Annotated in this window: 20 protein-coding genes, 1 tRNA gene and 1 pseudogene; 14 read left to right on the top strand and 8 right to left on the bottom strand. The window is 66.1% G+C overall.

Going from position 1 to position 20,282, the window contains the following annotated elements:
• Positions 1-469 precede the first annotated feature (469 nt).
• The 3 genes from V6D40_RS10310 (at position 470) to V6D40_RS10300 (ending at position 4,937) form a co-directional block, all read left to right on the top strand.
• Complete coding sequence (locus V6D40_RS10310; protein ID WP_334290277.1) at positions 470-892, top strand: hypothetical protein; 423 nt, start codon at positions 470-472, stop codon at positions 890-892.
• Positions 893-1,086: 194 nt separating this feature from the next.
• Complete coding sequence (locus V6D40_RS10305; protein WP_334290276.1) at positions 1,087-4,269, top strand: alkaline phosphatase; 3,183 nt, start codon at positions 1,087-1,089, stop codon at positions 4,267-4,269.
• 92 nt (positions 4,270-4,361) lie between these two features.
• A complete protein-coding gene (locus tag V6D40_RS10300) occupies positions 4,362-4,937 on the top strand; it encodes a YdhK family protein (RefSeq protein WP_334290275.1) in 576 nt (191 codons plus the stop codon).
• A 6-nt stretch (positions 4,938-4,943) separates the two neighbouring features.
• Here V6D40_RS10300 and V6D40_RS10295 read toward each other — a convergent pair whose 3' ends face one another.
• The 3 genes from V6D40_RS10295 to V6D40_RS10285 all read right to left on the bottom strand — a co-directional run bounded on the left by V6D40_RS10295 (position 4,944) and on the right by V6D40_RS10285 (position 6,967).
• Positions 4,944-5,798 carry a hypothetical protein gene (locus V6D40_RS10295; RefSeq protein WP_334290274.1) on the bottom strand — a complete coding sequence of 285 codons (855 nt, stop codon included), beginning with the start codon at positions 5,796-5,798 and terminating at the stop codon, positions 4,944-4,946.
• Between the two features lie 115 nt (positions 5,799-5,913).
• Positions 5,914-5,990 (bottom strand) — tRNA-Pro (locus V6D40_RS10290).
• Between the two features lie 80 nt (positions 5,991-6,070).
• Complete coding sequence (locus tag V6D40_RS10285) at positions 6,071-6,967, bottom strand: metallophosphoesterase (protein WP_334290273.1); 897 nt, start codon at positions 6,965-6,967, stop codon at positions 6,071-6,073.
• Positions 6,968-7,002: 35 nt separating this feature from the next.
• Between V6D40_RS10285 and V6D40_RS10280 the strand changes: the two genes are divergently transcribed.
• Complete coding sequence (locus V6D40_RS10280) at positions 7,003-7,452, top strand: GatB/YqeY domain-containing protein (protein ID WP_334290272.1); 450 nt, start codon at positions 7,003-7,005, stop codon at positions 7,450-7,452.
• On the opposite strand, the gene V6D40_RS10275 is transcribed toward V6D40_RS10280, so the two are convergent.
• The gene (locus tag V6D40_RS10275; protein WP_334290271.1) at positions 7,449-9,899 is read right to left on the bottom strand and encodes a transglycosylase domain-containing protein; all 2,451 of its coding nucleotides are present in this window, start codon (positions 9,897-9,899) and stop codon (positions 7,449-7,451) included. The two genes, V6D40_RS10280 and V6D40_RS10275, sit on opposite strands and share 4 nt — an antisense overlap.
• Before the next feature lie 200 nt (positions 9,900-10,099).
• On the opposite strand from V6D40_RS10275, the gene V6D40_RS10270 reads away from it, so the two are divergent.
• From V6D40_RS10270 to V6D40_RS10255, 4 genes are read left to right on the top strand one after another with little or no spacing between them, the layout of a single operon-like run.
• On the top strand, positions 10,100-10,429 hold the full coding sequence (locus V6D40_RS10270; RefSeq protein WP_334290270.1) for a WhiB family transcriptional regulator: 330 nt from the start codon (positions 10,100-10,102) through the stop codon (positions 10,427-10,429).
• Positions 10,430-10,473: 44 nt separating this feature from the next.
• Positions 10,474-10,629, top strand: coding sequence for a DUF4177 domain-containing protein (locus V6D40_RS10265; protein WP_334290269.1), 156 nt, complete (start codon positions 10,474-10,476; stop codon positions 10,627-10,629).
• Complete coding sequence (locus tag V6D40_RS10260) at positions 10,630-11,088, top strand: RidA family protein (protein ID WP_334290268.1); 459 nt, start codon at positions 10,630-10,632, stop codon at positions 11,086-11,088. It begins immediately after the preceding gene.
• Between the two features lie 39 nt (positions 11,089-11,127).
• Positions 11,128-11,940 carry an MBL fold metallo-hydrolase gene (locus V6D40_RS10255; protein ID WP_334290267.1) on the top strand — a complete coding sequence of 271 codons (813 nt, stop codon included), beginning with the start codon at positions 11,128-11,130 and terminating at the stop codon, positions 11,938-11,940.
• Between the two features lie 22 nt (positions 11,941-11,962).
• Here the strand turns inward: V6D40_RS10255 and glxR are convergent, their stop codons facing one another.
• On the bottom strand, positions 11,963-12,646 hold the full coding sequence (glxR, locus tag V6D40_RS10250; RefSeq protein ID WP_334290266.1) for a CRP-like cAMP-activated global transcriptional regulator GlxR: 684 nt from the start codon (positions 12,644-12,646) through the stop codon (positions 11,963-11,965).
• 255 nt (positions 12,647-12,901) lie between these two features.
• Between glxR and nth the strand changes: the two genes are divergently transcribed.
• Genes nth through V6D40_RS10230 form a run of 4 tightly spaced genes read left to right on the top strand, consistent with a single transcriptional unit; the run spans position 12,902 to position 16,088 of the window.
• Positions 12,902-13,615 carry an endonuclease III gene (gene nth / locus V6D40_RS10245; RefSeq protein ID WP_334290292.1) on the top strand — a complete coding sequence of 238 codons (714 nt, stop codon included), beginning with the start codon at positions 12,902-12,904 and terminating at the stop codon, positions 13,613-13,615.
• Entirely contained in the window at positions 13,612-14,193 is a 582-nt protein-coding gene (locus V6D40_RS10240; protein ID WP_334290265.1) for a TlpA family protein disulfide reductase, read from the top strand. The genes nth and V6D40_RS10240 overlap by 4 nt, the downstream gene beginning before the upstream one ends.
• Positions 14,194-14,898, top strand: a complete 705-nt coding sequence (locus tag V6D40_RS10235) for an NUDIX hydrolase (protein WP_334290264.1) — start codon at positions 14,194-14,196, stop codon at positions 14,896-14,898.
• A gap of 5 nt (positions 14,899-14,903) precedes the next feature.
• A complete protein-coding gene (locus V6D40_RS10230; RefSeq protein WP_334290263.1) occupies positions 14,904-16,088 on the top strand; it encodes a MarP family serine protease in 1,185 nt (394 codons plus the stop codon).
• On the opposite strand, the gene V6D40_RS10225 is transcribed toward V6D40_RS10230, so the two are convergent.
• Positions 16,085-16,846 (bottom strand): alpha/beta fold hydrolase, encoded by a 762-nt coding sequence (locus V6D40_RS10225; RefSeq protein ID WP_334290262.1) that lies wholly within the window; start codon positions 16,844-16,846, stop codon positions 16,085-16,087. The genes V6D40_RS10230 and V6D40_RS10225 overlap by 4 nt on opposite strands.
• 95 nt (positions 16,847-16,941) lie before the next feature.
• Positions 16,942-17,607, bottom strand: a complete 666-nt coding sequence (locus tag V6D40_RS10220) for a phage holin family protein (protein ID WP_334290261.1) — start codon at positions 17,605-17,607, stop codon at positions 16,942-16,944.
• Between the two features lie 118 nt (positions 17,608-17,725).
• Here V6D40_RS10220 and V6D40_RS10215 point away from each other — a divergent pair, with 118 nt between their 5' ends.
• Entirely contained in the window at positions 17,726-18,757 is a 1,032-nt protein-coding gene (locus V6D40_RS10215; protein ID WP_334290260.1) for a dienelactone hydrolase family protein, read from the top strand.
• On the opposite strand, the gene V6D40_RS10210 is transcribed toward V6D40_RS10215, so the two are convergent.
• Complete coding sequence (locus tag V6D40_RS10210) at positions 18,720-19,556, bottom strand: HAD family hydrolase (RefSeq protein WP_334290259.1); 837 nt, start codon at positions 19,554-19,556, stop codon at positions 18,720-18,722. The two genes, V6D40_RS10215 and V6D40_RS10210, sit on opposite strands and share 38 nt — an antisense overlap.
• A gap of 305 nt (positions 19,557-19,861) precedes the next feature.
• Here V6D40_RS10210 and V6D40_RS10205 point away from each other — a divergent pair.
• Positions 19,862-20,282, top strand: a pseudogene (locus V6D40_RS10205) (septum site-determining protein Ssd); the annotation flags it as partial.

Here is a 20,282-nt window from a genome sequence, read left to right as displayed (position 1 = left end):
ACCAGGCGCTCGCCTGGACTCAGCAGATGATCGCAGACCTGGATGATCCTTCACTGGGGCACCCGCAGTTCGAGGGTGAGGTCATGGTTTACGACGGCGCGTTCCGTCACTCGAACCCTGAGACGATGGGGTATTCGGGAGAAAATATTGCCTCGGCGGCCCGTACAATGACTCGCCTGATGGCTGGCGACAGGCGGCCGAAGATCTCTTCGAACTCTGGCGGAACTCACCAGACCACAACGCAAACATGCTGAGTGCCGGCTTTCAGGGGATGGGCCTTGGTCTCGTTCGAACATCAGACGGCGAGGTGTGGGCCACAACGATGTTCTTTACCGGCGAGCTGCCAGTACGCGTAGACAGTCGAGGCAATGCGTTCCTTATCCCCGATGCAATAACTAGACTCGCCGAGTCGAGCGGGGTGCCGTTCTACCTCCCTGATGGTGCTCGGGCGCGTCTTGGAGTTCGCACGGTGTCCAACCCGACCGACACCAAGGGCTACAACGTCACCTACACCGTGGAGCTGACGGACGGGCAAAAGGCCCAGGTTATCCCCGAATTCACAGTGCGGGAACCATCGGGAACCCGCACCTTCACTCTTGATAAGTCGAAGAATGCGCCGCGCGCCCTAGATCCCGCGGTGACCGGAACACCGGTGACTGCGGTGCCGACGACGGAGAAAGCCCCCGCGCCGTCCTCCACCACCACTAAATCCACCCAGACGACGCCGACGAAGACGCCGACAAAGACGTCGCCGACAACGTCCACGGCGTCGAACGCGCCTGCGCCAAGCGGTGGCGGGTCGAGCTCCGCTGGGATTGTCATCGGTGTGCTGCTGGCGTTGGTCGCAGTTGTCGGTGCTGCGGTTGTTGCGATGCCGATGGTGATGGGTTAGTTGGAATCTACCGCTAACTGGGAACTGTTTTCATTAGAGAAGAATTAAAAAGAACCTCTGAGCTGGCCAAACGGCGCTGTAACGTAAAGTTCACTTAGATGCCGTTTGCTGGCAATTATCTGGGGATAGGTTACCTATCGGTTTAAAAACCGATTGCTTTCATCCTCACCAGCTTTTTCGAAGAAAGAGTTCTCATGCGCTTCTCCAGCAAGGCAGCAGCCGCCATTGTCAGCGCTTCCGCGCTCGCGATGTCGAACCTGCCCGCCGCTCTCGCCGCACCGGCGGAGCAGGCATTCAACGGCAAAGAGTCCTGCATCACCATCGATTCCAACGGCAACATCCGCGCTCCGCAGCCGGGCGATTGCACCCAGTTCGGCAAGGGCGGCCAGGGCAACACCGACGCTCAGGCCCGCAACGTCATCTTCATCCTGGGCGACGGCATGGGCCACCAGGAGATCACCGCAGCCCGCAACTACCTGAAGGGCGCCAACGGCCGCTTCGAGGGTCTCGACGAGTTGACCGCATCCGGCGCGTACACCACCTTCGCTGTGGGCAAGGACGGCCAGCGCCAGTACGTGACTGACTCGGCTGCGTCCGCAACCGGCTGGTCCGCTGGTGTGAAGACCTACAACGGCGCGCTGTCCGTGGACATCGAGGGCAAGCCGCACGAGAACCTCCTCGAGATGGCGAAGAACGCCGGCATGCGCACCGGTAACGTGACCACCTCCGAGATCCAGGACGCGACCCCGGGCGCGTTGGGCTCGCACATCTCGCAGCGCGGGTTCTACGCTCCGTCTGGTGACAGGAAGGTTGTCAAGGGCGAAGAGGCCCGCGAGAACGGCGGCCTCGGCTCCATCTCCGAGCAGTTGATCGACACCCGCGCCGACGTCACTCTGGGTGGCGGCCGCAAGTACTTCGACACCGAGGTTCAGGAAGGCGGCGAGAACCGTAACCCGTTCTTGACCGAGAAGAACGACGGCGGTGCTGACTGGGAAGCGGGCAAGTCCGTTCGCGAGAACGCTATTGCGAAGGGCTTCACCGTTGTCGACGACAAGGAAGGCCTGGAGAAGATCCAGTTCGCTAACCAGGACAACCCGGTTCTGGGCCTGTTCAATGACGGCAACATGACCCGTCGCTACGAGCCCACCGTGCCGGGCCACGCTAAGGACCAGCAGCCGCAGGAGTGCAAGCTGCAGGACACCGGCAACGAGCCGACCGCAGCAGAGATGACCAAGAAGGCAATCGAGCTGCTGGATGACAAGAACGCAGAGAAGGGCTTCTTCCTTCAGGTTGAGTCCGCTTCCATCGACAAGGCTGACCACGCCTCTGACGCCTGCGGCATGATCGGCGAGACCGAGCAGATCGACGAGGTAATCAAGGAAGCCCTTGACTTTGCCAAGGAAGACGGCAACACCCTCGTTGTGGTCACCGCCGACCACGCCCACACCGCTGAGATTGTGCCGGATGGTGAAGAGTCTGTCTCCGCCATTACCCGTCTGCAGTCGCCCAAGGACGGCGGTGCGATCATGTCCGTCGGCTTCGGCACCCAGCCGTGGACCGTGGAGGACGGCAAGTTCAAGACTGGTTCCATGCAGCACACCGGCGCCCAGGTGCGCATCGCGGGCTTCGGTCCGGGCTCCGAGAACGTCAACGGCCAGCTGGACCAGACCGACGCGTTCTACGTTATGGCCAACGCGCTTGGCCTCAACGGTGGTACCGAGGGTGGCCAGGAACCGTGGGAGATCAACAAGGGCAACAAGGTGATGAACCTTGCTAACCGTCGCTCTGCAAAGCCGGGCGACCAGCTCTGCTACATGGTCTCCGCTGGCCAGGCCCCGAAGGTTGGCGATTGTGCGCAGTTCGGCACCGAGGGTCAGGGTATCGACAACGACAAGGCGAAGAACGTCGTGCTGCTGATCGGCGACGGCACCGGCGACTCCGAAATCACTGCTGCTCGCAACTACCTCAAGGGCTCCGCAGGCCGCTTCGACGGCCTCGACACCCTCGACTACACCGGCTACCAGACCACCTGGGCGCTGGACAAGGAGAGCGGTCTGCCGAACTACGTCACCGACTCCGCTGCCTCCGGCACCGGCTGGAACTCCGGTGTGAAGACCTACAACGGTGCGCTTGGCGTGGACAACGCCGGCAAGCCGGTTCCGACCCTGGGTGAGCTGGCGAAGGCCAACGGCCTGAAGATCGGTAACGTCACCACCTCTGAGATCCAGGACGCTACCCCGGCCGCGTTCGCTGTGCACTCGCGGAAGCGCTCCTACTACGCGCCGTCGGGCGACAAGAAGGTCGTCGGCGCTGAGGACGCACGCGAGAACGGCGGCCTCGGCTCCATCTCCGAGCAGCTGGTGGACCTGCGTGCAGACGTCACGCTCGGCGGCGGCCGCAAGTACTTCGACACCGAGGTGGTCAAGGGTGGCAAGTGGGACCAGACCACCTGGACCGCCGGCAAGTCCGTGCTCGAGAACGCGAAGGACAACAACTACCAGGTTGTGACCAACGCAGCTGAGCTCGAGGCCATCTCTGAGGCGAACGCTGACAAGCCGGTTCTGGGCCTCTTCTCGGAGGGCAACATGCCGCGCACGCTGCAGCAGACCATCCCGACCCTGGAGGGCGCCAAGGCGGATGCCGCCGTCTGTGAGGCGAACCCGGAGTTCACTGCGGAGACCCCGCGCCTGGGCGCGATGACCACCAAGGCGCTTGAGCTGCTGCAGAACGACAAGGGCTTCCTGCTCCAGGTCGAGTCTGCTTCCCCGGACAAGGCCGACCACCAGGCTGACGCCTGCGGCCTGATCGGTGAGGTTGGCCAGCTCGACGAGGCTGTCCAGACAGTGCAGCAGTGGGTTGAGAAGACTGGGGAGCCGACGCTGATCATCGCTACCGCTGATCACGCTCACACCGCGCAGATCACTTACAACGACGCCGTGACCGCCGGCCGCACCACGAAGCTGCGCACCGCCGACGGTTCCGACATGACGGTGAACTTCGCTACCTCCAAGACCAACGAGGACAAGGATGCCCTCGGCGGCCAGGAGCACACCGGCGCTCAGCTGCGCATCGCGGCCTCCGGCCCGGGTGCTGCGAACATCACCGGCCAGATCGACCAGACCGACATCTTCTTCGCCGTGAACAAGGCGCTCGGCATCGACGCGTTGAACACCAACGGCGCGGTCAATCTCGGCACCAAGTGGGAGACTGAGAAGCCGGTCGAGCAGCCGGCCACCGGCTCCTCCGCCTCCAGCATCATCCTCTGGATCCTCGCTGGCCTGACCGGCCTGACGGCGCTGTTCAGCATCATCGCGCTGATCTTCCCGTTCCAGGTTGACGCGCTCCTCGGCCCGATCGCGGGCTCGAGCAGCCGCTAACCCCAAGCGCTAGCTTCACGCCAACACCCTGCGGTGACCAACCGGTTTCCGCAGGGTGTTTCGCGTTTTCACGCACGCGTACAGTGGGGCACATGGTAAAAACAACAGCACGCACTCTCGCAACCGCGGCAGTGGCCGCGCTCGCATTCACCGGCGCGGCCGCTTGCTCGACGACGGACACCACCACTGAAACGGAGGCCACGATGACGCAGGACAACACCGACCACGCAGCCCACGACCACCCGGAGGACGGCGGCCCGGCACCTGCCGGCATCAAGGAGGCGGCGAACCCGAAGTACCCGGTCGGCACCGAGGTCACGCTCACCGCTGACCACATGCCAGGCATGGACGGCGCCAACGCGACGATCTCCGGCGCGTTCGACACCTACACCTACGCCATCGATTACACCCCGACGGACGGCGGCGAGCCCGTGCGCGACCACAAGTGGGTTGTGCAGGAGGAGCTGGAGGATGCGGGGGAGCAGTTGCTTGCCGACGGCACCACCAAAACCATCCTCGCCAACCACATGCAAGGCATGGAGGGTGCGGAGGCGACCATCGTGTCCTCCACCGACGAGACGGTGTACATGGTCGACATCGACAGCCCCGACATGACGATGAAGCGGCACAAGTGGGTCGTTGAGAGCGAGATCGAGCCCCGCTCCTAACGCTTCCTAGCTCTTCGGCAGCAGCGAGGCGAACGCCTCACGGATCTGCGGCACGGCGGCGATCAGGCCCGCGATCGCCACGACGATCGTGATCACTACGCCCGCGATGATGTCGAAGCGGCTGCCCTCGGAGCTCACTGACCCGACTCCAAGACCCGGTCCGGTGAGATCGCCCTGCTGCTCAGGGAAGGCGACCACCTTGCTGGTGCCCAGCGCGCAGGCCTGCGCGGCCTGCTTCTGCGCCGAGTTAAACGCGTTCTCGCGCTTGGAGTACTCGCCGGTGGGGGTAGCGACCCACGCGTCCGTCAGCTTGGCCAGGGTCTCCTTGTCCACCGTCGACGGGTCCTTCACTGGGAATACCGTCGCGATCCGAGCGGACTGGTTGGCCCCGCTCGAGTCGGCCTTCACCTTCCAGTTAGCCAGGTCGATGTCTTCCTTGGTCACGTCGGAGGGGTTCTTGATGGGCTGGTGCCAGAGTTGGTCGAGGTGGGCGTTGGCGTAGGCGTCGATAAGCGAAGCCCCTAACCCCGCCTTTTCCAACCCCGCGCGGTCCGCTGCTGCGATCGTCCATACGGTGCCGGCCTTGGGCTTGCCTGCGGCGAAGAGGTGGTCGCCGACCGGCTTCGCGGCGGGGAAGACCTGCTCAATCGCGGCGATCTCGTCGCGGGCGCGTTCGTGTTCGCCGAACTTGGCGCGGTCGTCGAAAAGCTGTCGTGCGAACCTCTGCTCGTCGGCGGTGAGGGTGACGCGGCACTCGTTTGTGGGCGTGCGATCGCCGAGGGTGGCGGCGTGGGCAGGAGAGGCGATCGTGGTTAGGCCTAGCGCGACCGCGGTCGCGAGGGCAAGACGGGGCGTGGACATGGGTGGCTCCTTCTTTGGTCAGTAAGGGGTCACTTGTTAGAACGCTAAGCGCCGGCCGAGGGTTACACCGGCGTAGGCAAAAGAAAACCTCCAAGGCATAAACCCTGGAGGTTGTTGGTCGGGATAACAGGATTTGAACCTGCGACCTCTTCGTCCCGAACGAAGCGCGCTACCAAGCTGCGCCATATCCCGGTTGTACTTTCGGAGAAGCTCCGCGGTACTCGATACAGCGTACTCGCGGCGCTCTCACGAACCAAAACGCCAGTTCAAGGCTACTTCGAACGCTCGGTGACGCGGATGAGAGACGCCGCGGGCGGGCAGAACAAGCGCACCGGTGCGTACTTAGATTGGCCAAGCCCCTGGGAGACTTCCATCCACATCGACCCGTAGACGTGCAGGCCGGAGGCGCGCTCGCGGTCGATGTCCGCGTTCGTCACTATGGCGCGGCCGCCCGGCAGGCGGATCTGCCCGCCGTGCGTGTGCCCGGCGAGCGCGAGCTGGTAACCGTCGGCCTCAAACTGGTCGAGGACGCGGCGGTACGGCGCGTGCAGGAGGCCGATGGTGAGGTCGGCATCCGCGTTGGGGGCGCCGGCGACCTGTGCGTAGTCGTCGAGGTCGTGGTGGGGGTCGTCCACGCCGGTGATCGCCAGGCGCACGTCCGACGCCTTGAACTCGAGGCGGGCGTGCGTTGCGTCGCGCCAGCCGCGCTCGATGAACGCCGCGCGCATGCCCTGCCACGGCAGGTCGACGTACGACGGCGTGCGCTTTGCCCCGGTGAGGTACTTCAGCGGGTTGACCGGCCGCGGCGCCCAGTAGTCGTTGGTGCCGAAGACGAAAGCGCCGGGGCGCGACAGCAGCGGGTCCAGCGCGTCAAGGACCCACGGCACGGCCGCAGCGTCAGAAAGGTTGTCGCCGGTGTTGATCACCAAGTCCGGCTCGAGCTTGGCCAGGCCGGAGACGAAGTCGACCTTCTCCCGCTGGCCGGGGATCATGTGCAGGTCGGAGACGTGCAGGATGTCGAACGAGTCCTTGCCGCGCGGGAGCGCGCCCGGTGCGAGGAGCTCGAGGTCGTACTGCTGGAGGACAAACGATCGGGTTTGGAGGTGGGAGTAGGTGAGCGTCGATAAGCCTAATGCTCCTACGGCGGCGATCGGGCGGGTGCGCTTCATCCCGTCGACTGTACCGCTCAACTACGCTCGAGCCCATGAGTGAATTGAAAGACCAGATCCGCGCCGACCTGAAAGAAGCGATGAAGGCGAAGGAGAAGGAGCGCACGGGCACCATCCGCATGCTGCTCGCCGCGATCCAGACCGCCGAGACCGAGGGCTCCAAGCACGAGGTTGATGACGAGGAGATCCAGAAGATCATCGCGCGCGAAATTAAGAAGCGCCGCGAATCCGCCGAGATTTACCAGACCAACGGCCGGGAGGATCTCGCCACCCAGGAGCTCGCCGAGGCAGCGATCCTGGAGGAGTACCAGCCGAAGCAGTTGGATGACGAGGAGCTAGCTTCGCTTGTCGACGCAGCCGTCACCTCCACCGGCGCCACCTCCATGGCACAGATGGGCCAGGTGATGAAGGAGGCGACTGCTCAGGCCGCCGGGCGTGCAGACGGCAAGCGCATCTCCGAGGCGGTCAAGGCTCGCCTGAGCTAGTTAAAGATGCCGGCGATGCCCTCGGTGACGTCGCTGAATTGGCGCTGCAAGTCATCGAGGTCGAGCGCCGGTTCTGTGGGGGTGGGAACCGCGGCCGTGCCCGTGGGGGAGGCGGGCGTGCTGGTTGCCGTGCCCGGGGTTGTCGTCGGCGTGCCCGTTGTGGTGGTGGGTGACGAGGTGGGGGTGCCCGTGCCGTCGGAGATGTTCAGCGTGATCACCGAGCCGCGCGAGAGGTTGGGGTCGCTCGCTTCCGCGGAAACAACTTCGCCCACCGGCGCGCCGCCGCCGCTGACCGTCACCACCGTGACCGTGAAGCCCTGAGCCTCCAGCTTGGCGCGGGCAGCGGCGGACTGCATGCCGATCGTCTCATCCAGCGCTGCGCGCCGGGTGCCCTTGCGGTACGTCCACGAGGATTCCGGCAGACCCGCGTAGGCCGCGCCCGGCACCCAAGCAGCCGCTTGGAACCACGTGTCCGCGGCCTCGTTGCCGCCGAAGAGGTTGCCGACCGGGCACTGGCGCACAGGCCCAGTGCACAGCGGGGTTGTCTGCGTGCCGTCGTTGAAGATGTACGGCGCGGCGGCCACGCCACGGGTGAAGCCGAGGAACGCCGAGGACTGGTGCGACTCGGTGGTGCCCGTCTTCGCTGCAACCGGGGCAGTCCAGCCGTTGAAGCCCGCGGCGCGGGCGGCGGTGCCGTTGGTGGAATCTTGCGCCATGCCCTGGGCGAGCGCGCCCGCGACCTCGGGGTCGAGGGCCTGCTCGCAAGCGGGGCGGTCGATGAAGACCTGGTGGCCGTGCTCGTCGGTGACGGATTTGATTGGGTTCGGCTCGCACCACATGCCGCGCGACGCCAAGGTAGCGCCCACGTTGGACAGTTCCAGTGCGTTGACCGGGGTGGGGCCGAGGGTGAACGAGCCCATGTTCTCTTCCTTGGCGGCTTCGGCGATGGAGCGGCCGTCGCCGAACGTGCCCTCGTCGAGGTAGGAGCGGAGCCCCAAGCGCACCGCGATATCCACCACCGGTGCCACGCCGACGCGCTGGATCAGCTCAATGAACGTGGTGTTGGGCGACTGCGCCAGCGCGTCCGACAGCGTCATGCGCGGCGGGTAGATGCCGGCGTTTTCCACGCAGTACGCGTCCGGCGGGCAGCCCTCGGCGCCGCCCTTGCCCATGCCGTAGACCACCGAGCGCGCAGGCACCTCCAGCACGGTGTCGAGGCCGTAGCCCTGCTCGATCGCGGCAGCCGCGGTGAAGATCTTGAACACGGATCCCGCACCGTTGCCCACGAGTGACGACGCCTGCGGCATGATCGTCTGGCTCTGATCCAGGTCGAGGCCGTAGTAGCGCGACGACGCCATGGCGGCGATGTCGCGCGAATCGGTGCCCGGCATCACCACGTTGATCACGTTGGCAACGCCGGGGGTTTCCGGCGCGACGTTGTTGCGCACCGCGCCGACTGCCGCGGCTTGAATGGCCGGGTCGAGCGTGGTCTGGATGGTGTAGGAGCCGCGCTCGATCTCCTCTTGGCTTAAGCCCTTGTCGGCCAGATAGCGCAGCGCGTAGTCGCAGAAGAAGCCGTTGTCTCCGGCGGTGATGCAACCGTCGGTAAGCAGCGAAGGCCTCTCGAGCACTCCTAAGCCTGTGGCGGCGTACCTGTCTGCTTCTTCCTGCGGGAGGTAGCCCTGGGCCGCCATGTTCATCAACACCGTGTTGCGGCGCTGTTTCGCGCCCTCCGGGTTGGTGTAGGGGTTCAAGTACTCCACCGACTGCAGCAGGCCGACCAAAAGTGCGGCCTGGCCCGGGTTCAGGCGCTGGGCGGAGGTGTCGAAGTAGGTGCGGGCGGCGGCCTCGATGCCGTAAGCGTGGTTGCCGAAGCTGACCAGGTTGAGGTATCGGGTGAGGATTTGGTCCTTGTCCAGCGTCTTGTCCAAGTCGGAGGCCATGCGCATCTCGCGCAGCTTGCGCGGGATGGACTGCTCGGTGGCGGCCTTGGCGTCCTCGTCGCTTTCCGCGTCGATCAGCCACAGGTAGTTCTTCACGTACTGCTGGTTGATGGTGGACGCGCCCTGCTCCACGCTGCCGGCCAAGACGTTTGTCACCAGCGCGCGGGCAAAGCCTTGCATGTCCACGCCTTCGTGCTCGTAAAAGCGGCGGTCCTCCGTGCTCACAAGCGCGTTCTTGACGTGGTCAGAGATCTCGTTGCTGGCCACCTCGTAGCGGCGCTGGTTGTACAGCCAGGCGATGGTGTCGCCGTTGACGTCCGTAATGGTGGTCACGCCGGGCACCTCGCCGCCGGACATGTCCGAGAGGTTGGACTGCATCGTCTCATCCGTGCGCGCGACCGCCATGCCGCCGAGGCCGGCGATCGGGGCGATGCAGATCGCCATCGCAAGCCCCGCCGTCACCATGGCGGCCAGCAGGTTTCCTAGGGACCGTAAGGCAGACACGCTCTTTACAGTAAATGATGCCGGTGCGGTGGGGGAATGAACCACTCCCCCCATTATTGTGATCCATTCGACAGAAATTGAGACCTGTGAATACACTTACAGGCGTACCGCATTCTGTTGGGAATCGAAGAAATTCGCTTCTACAAGCATCCGCAGCCTCACTAGCGCGAGCGCGGATCCTCGTTTGAAAGAGGTTGGTAATGACCACGACGCTGACCACCGCCCGCAAGAGCAACGCCTCTGGCCACCTGGAATTCGATCGAGGGGATTGGGTGACCCGCGCCCAGTGCCGCGGCGGCGACCCGGACGCCTTGTTTGTCCGGGGCGCTGAGCAGCGCAAGGCGGCCGCCGTGTGCCGCCACTGCCCGGTTCTGACGGAGTGCCGCGCGGACGCGCTGGACAACAAGGTGGAGTTCGGCGTCTGGGGCGGGCTGACCGAGCGCCAGCGCCGCGCGGTGCTGCGCAAGAACCCGCACGTCACCGATTGGGCTGCCCACCTCGCCTCCGGCGCGGAGGTTGAGGGTCTGTAAATAATCCGCCGGGTGCGGGCCCGCGCCGCGGTAGGGTGGACGCCATGACGAAATGGGAATACGCCACCGTGCCGCTGCTCACGCACGCAACCAAGCAGATTCTGGATACCTGGGGGGAAGACGGCTGGGAACTGGTCACCGTCACCCCAGGGCCAACCCCCGACAATATGGTCGCGTACATGAAGCGCGAGGCCGAGTAGATGGCTGCGTGGTTAAGCCGCCTGCAAGAGCTGGGCATTGAGCTTCCGGGCGTAGCTAGGCCGGTCGCCTCCTACGTGCCGGCCGTGCGCGCCGGCAACCAAGTGTGGACTTCGGGACAGTTGCCGTTCGTGGACGGTGTGCTGCCCGCCACCGGCAAGGTCGGCGCCGAGGTGAGCGAGGACGAGGCCGCGGGCTACGCGCGCCAGGCGGTGCTGAACGCGCTGGCCGCGGTGGATGCGCTCGTGGGCTTGGATAACGTTGCCCGCGTGGTCAAGGTCGTCGGCTTCGTTGCTTCCGACCCGTCGTTCACCGGCCAGCCGAAGGTGATCAACGGCGCTTCCGATCTCATCGGCGAGATTTTCGGCGAGGCCGGCAGCCACGCCCGTTCCGCCGTGGGCGTGGCGGTGCTCCCGCTGGACGCCCCGGTCGAGCTCGAGCTCGTGGTGGAGCTGGCGTAAAACGGCACGTGGCGCGGCAGGCCCTGTAGGCTAGGTGCTATGAAACACCCCGCTTACAGCCAGCTGCGCCCAGTGACGGCTTCGGCCGCCGTTGTGCTTGCGCCGAACCCCAGCTACGCGGCCCTTGAGGGCACCAACTCGTGGGTGGTCCGCGACCCGGAGGACGGGTACAGCATCGTCGTCGATCCGGGCCCGGCCGATGAGGGTCATCTCAACGTGCTGCAGGCGAAGGCGGACAAAGTTGCCTTGATCTTGCTCACGCACCGCCACCACGACCACGCCGACGGCGCTGAGCGCTTCCGCCAGCTCACCGGGGCGCCGATCCGCGCGTTCGACGCGCAGTACTGCTCGGGCGCTGAGGCGCTGACGGACGGCGAGGTTGTCTCCGTCGAGGGCGTCACGCCGAAGCTGAAGGTGGTCCACACCCCGGGCCACACTTCCGATTCCGTCTGCTTCTTCGTCTACGGCGGCGACCCGGAAGACAGCGAGCTGGAAGGCATCATCACCGGTGACACCATTGCCGGCCGCCACACCACCATGATCTCCGAGACCGACGGTGACTTGGGCGCCTACCTCGAATCGCTGGCCAAGCTCGAAGAGGCCGGAGCAGGCGTGCCGCTGTTGCCGGGCCACGGCCCAGACGGCGAGGACCTCTCCGCTTTCGCCCGCAAGTACATCGACCGCCGCAACCAGCGCCTCGAGCAGATCCGCGAGGCCCTGAAGACCCACGGCGAGGACGCAGACATCAACACCATCGTGGACGCAATCTACGACGACGTTGACCCGGTGCTCCGCGGCGCCGCGGAGCAGTCGACCCGCGTGGCGCTGCGGTACTTGAGCAGCGAGCGGTAGGGCGTAGGCGCTTCGAAAGCGCCTACCGCGCGCGGCGGGCGAGGTGCTCGGTGTCCACGATGAGCACGCTCTTGCCCTCGAGGCGGATCCACCCGCGGTGCGCGAAGGTGGCAAGGGCCTTGTTCACCGTCTCGCGGGAGGCGCCGACGAGCTGGGCGATCTCTTCCTGCGTCAGGTCGTGGTTGACGCGCAGTGCGCCGCCTTCCTGGGTGCCGAAGCGGTTCGCCAGCTGCAGCAGCGTCTTCGCCACGCGGCCGGGAACGTCGGTGAAGATCAGGTCGGCCAGTGAGGCGTTGGTGCGGCGCAGGCGGCGAGCCAGCACGCGCAGCAGCTGCTGCGAGATCTCAGGGTGCTCGTCGATCCACTTCTTCAGCATTACCGAGTCCATCGTCGCCGCGGTCACCTCGGTGACGCACACGGCGGAGGACGTGCGCGGGCCCGGGTCGAAGATGGACAGCTCGCCGAACATGTCGGACGGGCCCATCACCGACAAGAGGTTCTCGCGGCCGTCCGGTGCGTGGCGGGCAAGCTTCACCTTGCCCTCAACGATGATGTAGAGCCGGTCGCCCGGCTCGCCCTCGTCGAAGATGGTGGTGCCGCGGGCGAACGTCACCGTCTCCATATCTTCGATCAGCTCGGCCACCGCATCGGGGTCCACCCCCTGGAAGATGCCCGCACGGGCAAGGGTCTCCTGCACGCCTTCCATTGAACCTCCTTGTAGATAGACCTCACTGAGATTACCAACACGTTTGCAGCGCTGGGGCGGAAACGGTCATACTCGGCGCTCGATGTGCTCCATCGCGACGGTGAACAGGCCCAAGGCGAGCGGGACGGAAACGGCAGCGAGGATCATCATGGTCGTCATTGTAGGGTGTTGAAGGTGACGTCGATAAGCAAAAAAGCCCATCGGCGCCCGGGGACGCACCCTGCGGCGAAGGGCAAGGAGACCGACCTTGGGCGGGTGCGGCGCGCGCGGCGCATCAACCGCACGCTGGCGGAGGCGTTTCCTGACGCGCACGCGGAGCTGGATTTCACCAACCCGCTTGAGCTGCTCGTTGCCACGGTGCTCTCGGCGCAGACGACCGACGTGCGGGTCAACCAGGTCACGCCCGCTTTGTTTGCGAAATACCCCACTGCGGAGGCGTACGCGCAGGCCAACCAAGCTGAGGTGGAGGAGATCATCCGCCCGACCGGGTTCTTCCGCGCGAAGGCCGCGAACGTGATCGGGCTGGGGCAGAAGCTGGTAACGGATTTCGGCGGCGAGGTGCCGGTGGCGGTCGAGGACCTGACCACCTTGCCCGGCGTCGGCCGCAAGACGGCGCACGTAGTCCGCGGCAACGCTTTCGGGCTGCCGGGGCTGACGGTGGACACGCATTTCCAGCGGTTGGTCAAAAGGCTCATGCTTGCCGACGCCACCGATCCCACCAAAATCGAACACGCCGTAGGCGACCTGATCGAACGCAGCGAGTGGACCATGTTCTCCCACCGCATCATCTTCCACGGCAGGCGCGTCTGCCACGCGCGCAAAGCGGCGTGCGGGGTGTGCCCGGTTGCGTTCGACTGCCCGAGTTTCGGCCAGGTGGGACCTACTGAGCCCGCCGAGGCCGCCGCGCTGGTCACAGGCGCTGAGCGCGACCACATCCTCGCGATGGCGGACTACGAGGGGGACAAGTGAACCGCCAGGTTCTGCTGAGCGTGGCCGGTGCCGTGGTGGCCACCGTCTTGGTGGTTGCAGGGGCTGCGGCGATGCTGCGCGGCGGCGCGGGCGGGGGCGGGGAGAATGCTGCGCCAGAAAACTCTGCCGCCGCGCCCGCGGTGCAGCCCGTGCCGCGGCGGCCCGATTGCCTGCCAGGCGGCGCCGGCGGCGTCGACCTGCCGTGCCTCGGCGGCTCCGAGGCCGGCGAGCGCCCCGCGGCAGACGCGGTCCGCGTGGTCAACGTCTGGGCGTGGTGGTGCGATCCGTGCCGGCGCGAGCTGCCGGTGCTGGATCAGTTCGCCGCCGCCAACCCGCAGTACGAGGTGGTCGGCGTGCACGCGGATCCCGACGCCGCCCGCGGGGCTGCTTTGCTCAACGAGTTGGGTGTTGCGTTAGCCAGCTACCAGGACGACACCGGCCGCTTCGCCGGCGAGCTCGGCTTGCCGGGTGTTGTGCCGATTACGCTCGTCTTCGTGGGTGAGGAGCAGGTCGGGATGTTCCCGCGCACCTTCGACTCCGCCGACGCGCTGGCGGCTGCCGTGGCGGAGGTGCTCTAAATGGCCGACGTCGCCCTGCAGCCCGAGCGCGCCCCGCGGTGGCTTGCACCGTTACTGACGGCGCTGGCCGAGCCGGAGCACGCGACGCGTGTGCGCACCATGCTGGCCAGCCGGGTGCCCCAGCGCAACGGCGCCGACGAGGCCGCGGTACTCATCCTGTTCACGGGGGATCCGTCTGCGGAGCAGTTGCCTGACGACGCCGCGGTGCTCATCACCCACCGCCACCCGAAGATGCGCAGCCACTCCGGCCAGATGGCGTTTCCAGGCGGCCGCATCGACCCAGGCGACCGCGGCCCCGTCGACGCCGCGCTTCGTGAGGCCTACGAGGAAACCGCCCTCGAGCGCGACCGCGTGGTGCCGCTTGCGGTGATGGCCCCCGTCACAACCGGCGGTTCACGCCGCCGCGTGCGGCCTGTGGTGGCGTACTCGGCGAGCCCGGGCACAGTGCACCCCGCCAGCGAGATCGAAACCGACGACGTCTTCTTCGTCCCGGTGCGCGAGCTGGTGGACCCGGTAAACCGCATCCAAGCCGGCTGGAAACTGTGGTCGGGTCCGGCGTTCTGGGCGAGGTGCTACCTGATCTGGGGATTCACCGGCGCGCTGCTGTCGGTGGTGCTCGACGCCGGTGGCTGGGCCGGCGAGTGGGACCGGGAGCCCCAAGACCTTCGCAAAGCGCTCGCGCGTTCGTGCAACGACGAAAGTTAACCGCGATGCTGTTGGATATCGGCCTGGTAATCGTGATCGGCCTGTCGCTTGTTGGGGGTTGGCGCCGCGGAGCGCTCGCCGCGGTGATAACGGCCGTCGGTGTGGTCTCCGGGTTGATTGTGGGGCTGGCGATCGCCCCGTTCGCGTTGTCGGCGACCGACTCCACCACGCTACGGGTCGCGCTGCTCATCGCGCTCGTGGTTGTGTTCGTCAGCGTCGGCAACGCCGCGGGCGCCGCAGCCGGTGCGCAGGTGCGCGGCAGCGTCCGCAGCCGCACCACGCGCCGGGTCGATTCGCTCTTCGGCGCCGGGTTCCAGGCGCTGGCGATGGCGCTGGTGCTGTGGTTCATCTCCATCCCTCTGGCCGCGGCCTTGCCGGGACAGGTCGGCGACGCTGTGCGCGGCTCCAAGGTCTTCACCGCAATCGACGCGGCCGCACCTGCCGGCGTGGGCAAGGTCCCGGCAAAGCTCGCGGCCATGCTCGACGAGTCCGGCCTGCCGCCTTTGGTTTCCCCGTTCGATCCGCCGCGCGGCGCGCAGGTCGCGGCTCCCGACCCAGACGTCCTCGACCCCGACGTGGTCGAGGCGGTGCGCGCTGCCGTCGTGCAGGTCATGGGTGATGCCGGCACCTGCCAGCGCAAGCTCACCGGTTCCGGGTTCGTGGTCGCGGACAACTACGTGCTGACCAACGCGCACGTCGTCGCCGGCACCGACGCGGTCACCCTCGACACGGTGCTCGGGATGAAGAAGGCGGAGGTCGTCTACTACGACCCGGACGTCGACATCGCCGTGCTGCGCGCCGACAAGCTGGGCATCGACCCGCTGCGCTGGGCGCAGGAGCCCTTGATGCTCAACGACGACACCCTCGTCATGGGCTACCCCCTCTCCGGGCCGTTCGAAGCGGCCCCCGCCCGCATCCGCGGTCGCCTAAGTATCTCGGGCCCGGACATTTACGCCCGCGGGCGTGTCGACCGCGAGGCCTACGTCATCCGCGGCGAGATCCGCCAGGGCAACTCCGGCGGCCCGCTGCTGAACCCCGCAGGTGACGTGGTGGGCATGATCTTCGGCGCGTCCCTGGATTCATCCGACACGGGCTACGCGCTCACCGCCGACCAAGTCCGCTCCCGCATCGGGGACGTGGAGCGGCTCACCGCGGCAGTGGATACGCAGGTGTGCGTCGGGGCGCTCTAGCGGGCGCCGGCAGCCAGGGCGCGCGCCACAGCGTCCACGAACACGTCCGGCGCCTCGATGTGGGGCAAGTTGCCGGGGCCGAACCCCGGCGTCGCCGGCAACTTGCGCGGGCGCAGGCGCGACGTCGCCGCGATGTGGGGGAGCGCGTTGTCGATGTCTCGCGCCGCAATGCGTAACTGGAGGAACTCGTTGAAGCGGCCGGTGCGGTGAAAGGCGTCGGTGGTGTCCGCCATCAGGTTGGCCCGCCACATCGCGTCGAGTGCGTGGTTACTTGCGCCGGCGATTTTGGCCGGCAGCCGCGCGGGCAGCCGCGACGCGCGAGCCGCGCGCCCCGACGACTGCGGAAGAACGATCACGTCGGTCGCCAGCGTGGGGTAGCGGCTAGCCGTTGCGCGGGCAATCACTGCGCCCGTATCCGAGCCGACCAGCGTCGCACCCGCGTGCCCCAGCGTTCGAATCGCCCCGGCGGTGTCACCGGCGAGCAGGTGGAGGAGATCCCCAGCGCGGGCAGCCGGCTTGTCCGACATGCCGTAGCCGCGAACATCCAACGCCGCGACGTGGAAGCCGCGCCGGGCGAGCGGGGCAACGACGTCCTTGAAGTCGAACCAGCCGCCGAAGGCGCCGTGGATCAGCACAACAAGCGGGTCGTTGTGGTTCCCGGCCGTGGCCGCGTGCAGGCGGACACCGCGGGTGTGGAGCATGCGGTGGGTGAAGTCTCCGGAAAGCTCCACCACACTTGGGGAGTGCGCGGCTGCCACGGTCTTTGGTCACCTCCTGTGCGGGTGTTGGGAATGAGCAACGCCCGCGGTCCTTAGTGAGGACTGCGGGCGAGTAATGCTGCGGGGGAGGTGACCTACTTCCGGGTCACTGCGGTGGAGCCGCCGGTCGAACCGTCGCGGGTGGTGGTTTCGGTGGTGACCGTCTTGACGGTCTTCACCGGCGCGGTGCGGCGCGGCTCGGTGTGAGCGTGCGCGGTGGTGCGGGTCGGAGCCGGGTTCGGCGCTGCCACCGGGGCGGTGGTGTAAAGGCCGGACTCGTCCTTGCGCAGGTTCTCCTGCGCCTGGCCCGGGACCAGGTTGCGTAGCTCGGAGACGCTCTCCATGGTGCGCTCCGGAGCCTTGATGCGACGCAGCTTGCGGAAGCCCAGGAACGCCAGCAGACCGGAGAGCAGCAGCATGATCAGGAAGACGATCAGGAAAGCCCAGCCGCGGTGCATCCAAGAAGCAAGCATCTCAGCGAGCGCGAAGAAGAGGAAGAACGTGGAGTAAAGCGCGATGACACCGGCAGCGGCGAACAGGCCGCCGCCGAGGGCACCCTTCTTCACCTCGCCGACGATCTCAGCCTTGGCCAGCTCGATCTCGCCGCGGACCAGGGTGGAGACCTGCTCAGACGCGTTGGAGATGAGGGTGCCGATGGAGTCCTTGCCCGGCTGGGTCACCCCGGTGTCGGTCAGCGGGATCGAATCCACCTTCGCGGACACGGCCGTGGAGCCGCTAGTGTAGAGACCTTCTTTGCTCACTGTTCTAACCTTCCTTAAGCGACAGTGCCGTTTTCAAGCGTTATCCAAGCTAAGACTAATCACTATTTCGCTGCCGTGCCCAATACATGCCCCGGTGACGTGAGATTTTTTTGGTTTAATGACGCGTATGAACCTTCTGCGCGGGCTAGGTAAGGCAGTGTTGGGGCTTCTGATGGTGGCCTTGGCGTTCGCTGTGGTGGTGGGAGTCGTTCGCGCCGTGAATACGAACCGATTCCCGGTGATGGAGTCGACTGACTTGGTGGGGGCGGAGGGGGAGATCAAGGGGGCGTCGTCAAGCGTGAGCCCCATTGCGGGGGACTACCTCAACGGGTTCCATGTAGTGCCTGACCACCGCAAATACGCAGGTGTGGTGGTGACCTACGGCGGGTCGGAGGGGTCGGCGGCGCTGGGCAGGGCGGTTGAGCTCGCGGATGCCGGTTATGAGGTGTTGAGCCTGTATTTCTTCGGCCAAGACAACCAGCGGCCGGCGCTGGCGGGCGTGCCCCTCGAGCAGTTTGATGAGGTGGAAAGCTACATTGACGCACATATCGCCGACCCGCGGCCGGTGACCGTCATCGGGTCGTCGAAGGGCGCGGAGTTCGCGCTGCTGCTCGCCGAGCACGGCTACCCGGTGGACAACGTGGTGGCCTTCGCGCCGGCGCACTACACCTACAACGGGCTGGATCCATCGGGCGGGATGAACGGGGGATCTTTCACCGACCGTGGCGAGGAGCTGCCGTACGCGTCATTTCGCACGCTGCCTGCGCGCACGGGGCTGAAGATGATGTGGGAAGGCATGACCGCTTATCCAACTAGCTACCGGAGCGTCTACGAACAGTTGGCGGCCGCCGCGGGCGACGACGCGCGCATCGACGTCTCAAGCTTCGGCGGCAACGTCCTAGCGTTCGCTGGCGAGGACGACCAAATGTGGCCCTCTGACGTTGCGGCGCGTGCGCTGGCGGAGCAGAACCCACGGGTTGAGGCGCACGTCTATCCCGGCGCGGGCCACGTCTTCTTCCCGGACGCAGAGGCGGTGGGCAACGGTTGGCAGTTGATGTTGGGTGGCACGGTGGAAGGCAACCACGCCGCTGACACCGATTCGCAGCGCCTGCTCACTGCGCGTCTTGCGCAGTGGCATCCGGGCCTTTGACCTCCTTGTGCAGTGAGCGGGTGATCAGCGTTGCGCCCAAGATGAGCGCCGCGACACCGGCCACCACGCCCGCGCCGATGGTGACCTCCTTCGCGTTCGGCATTTGCATCAGCGGCTCGGGGTTCTTAAACGACAGGATCGGCCATCCGTGAGACAGCGCGTGCTTCTTCAAAGCCCGGTCGGGGTTTACCGCGGTGGGGTGGCCCACCAGCGAAAGCATGGGGATGTCCGTCGCCGAGTCGGAGTAGGCGAAGCTCTCCTGGAGAACGTAGCTGTTGTCCGCAGCGAAGGCGCGCACGGCATCCGCCTTCGCCTCGCCCTTGAGGTAGCTGGTGATTTCGCCGGTGAGCTTGCCGTCTTCGATGCTCATCTCGGTGGCAACGACGGTGTCCACGCCGAGTTCGCGCGCGATCGGCTCGACCAAAATCTTTGCCGAAGCGGAGATGATGATCACGTCGTGGCCTGCGCGTTTATGTTCGTCGATCAGCTCGCGGGCCTCCGCGTAAATAGCCGGGGTGACCACGGTGCGCATCGTCGCCTCGGTGATGCGGGCGACGTCGTCGACGTCCCAGCCCGCGACCATCTCCGCGAGCGAGTCGCGGGTGCTGTCCATCTTGTCGCTTGACTGGCCGACCAGCATGTAGGAGACCTTCGACCAGTACATGTCCCACGCCTCGCTGCGGCTAATCATGCCGTTGTGGAGGAACTCCTTGCCAAAGGCGAACGCCGACGACGTGGCGATAATCGTCTTGTCAAGGTCAAAAAACGCCGCGGCGTGTGCTTGAGCGTGAGCAACCATACCCTGTCATTGTAGCCGTCCGGGCGACGCGGGTGACCTCCAAATGGTAACCACCAAATGGTCACTAACCGCCGTCGAGGAAAATCGTCTCGTTGCGTTTACCCGGTTGATGACCATCTGCAAGCAACACTTTGCTGGTGACCTTTTGTACCGCGCCCTAGAAGGGGGCGGCGTTAGTAAAAACGACCTGCACGCGCAAGCGGTTATCCACAGGCAGGTGGCATTTCGGGGCCAGCAGAAAATAGTTATCCACAATCGGGCTACCGGCCGTTGACCGGCTAGTTTTTGCTGGGCACGCTAGCGCCATGCAATCCACCGCCGCAATCCGTCCCGTAGTCGTCGCCGTCGAGCACCCGCTCGTGCACCCAGAGGCCCTCCACATCGCTGCCGCCACCGGCCGCCCAGTCGTCGAGGTCCGCGACGCCGCAGCGCTCGAGCGCAGCAGGCACAAAGCGTTTGCGCTGCTTGTCGACGCCCCCTTCAACCCCCACACCGACCCCTCCCACCCGAGCGACAACGTCTTTGTCGTCACCGACCAGCCCGATCCCGCTAACCCGCGCGCGTTCGCCCTGCCCGCGCAGGCGCCGGATCTGTTGCGCGCGCTTGGCATGTTGACACAGCGCGCAACGGTCCCGGCCGCCGCAGGGGGCAAGGTGCTGGCGGTGGGGGGTGCGGGGGGGGGGGGGGGGGGGTCGGGGTTGGCGGCGGCGGTAAGGCTGAGAGCCC

The sequence above is a fragment of the Corynebacterium sp. Marseille-Q4381 genome (genome assembly GCF_036881695.1).
GTDB lineage: Bacteria > Actinomycetota > Actinomycetes > Mycobacteriales > Mycobacteriaceae > Corynebacterium.
This window is presented reverse-complemented; position numbering and strand designations above follow the sequence as displayed.

What these genes read in the sequence shown, in the direction of transcription:
- V6D40_RS10305 (WP_334290276.1), top strand. Translation starts at nt 1,087, where the DNA reads ATGCGCTTCTCCAGCAAGGCAGCAGCCGCCATTGTCAGCGCTTCCGCG.
- V6D40_RS10300 (WP_334290275.1), top strand. Translation starts at nt 4,362, where the DNA reads ATGGTAAAAACAACAGCACGCACTCTCGCAACCGCGGCAGTGGCCGCG.
- V6D40_RS10295 (WP_334290274.1), bottom strand. Translation starts at nt 5,798, where the DNA reads ATGTCCACGCCCCGTCTTGCCCTCGCGACCGCGGTCGCGCTAGGCCTA.
- V6D40_RS10285 (WP_334290273.1), bottom strand. Translation starts at nt 6,967, where the DNA reads ATGAAGCGCACCCGCCCGATCGCCGCCGTAGGAGCATTAGGCTTATCG.
- V6D40_RS10280 (WP_334290272.1), top strand. Translation starts at nt 7,003, where the DNA reads ATGAGTGAATTGAAAGACCAGATCCGCGCCGACCTGAAAGAAGCGATG.
- V6D40_RS10270 (WP_334290270.1), top strand. Translation starts at nt 10,100, where the DNA reads ATGACCACGACGCTGACCACCGCCCGCAAGAGCAACGCCTCTGGCCAC.
- V6D40_RS10265 (WP_334290269.1), top strand. Translation starts at nt 10,474, where the DNA reads ATGACGAAATGGGAATACGCCACCGTGCCGCTGCTCACGCACGCAACC.
- V6D40_RS10260 (WP_334290268.1), top strand. Translation starts at nt 10,630, where the DNA reads ATGGCTGCGTGGTTAAGCCGCCTGCAAGAGCTGGGCATTGAGCTTCCG.
- V6D40_RS10255 (WP_334290267.1), top strand. Translation starts at nt 11,128, where the DNA reads ATGAAACACCCCGCTTACAGCCAGCTGCGCCCAGTGACGGCTTCGGCC.
- glxR (WP_334290266.1), bottom strand. Translation starts at nt 12,646, where the DNA reads ATGGAAGGCGTGCAGGAGACCCTTGCCCGTGCGGGCATCTTCCAGGGG.
- V6D40_RS10235 (WP_334290264.1), top strand. Translation starts at nt 14,194, where the DNA reads ATGGCCGACGTCGCCCTGCAGCCCGAGCGCGCCCCGCGGTGGCTTGCA.
- V6D40_RS10230 (WP_334290263.1), top strand. Translation starts at nt 14,904, where the DNA reads ATGCTGTTGGATATCGGCCTGGTAATCGTGATCGGCCTGTCGCTTGTT.
- V6D40_RS10215 (WP_334290260.1), top strand. Translation starts at nt 17,726, where the DNA reads ATGACGCGTATGAACCTTCTGCGCGGGCTAGGTAAGGCAGTGTTGGGG.
- V6D40_RS10210 (WP_334290259.1), bottom strand. Translation starts at nt 19,556, where the DNA reads ATGGTTGCTCACGCTCAAGCACACGCCGCGGCGTTTTTTGACCTTGAC.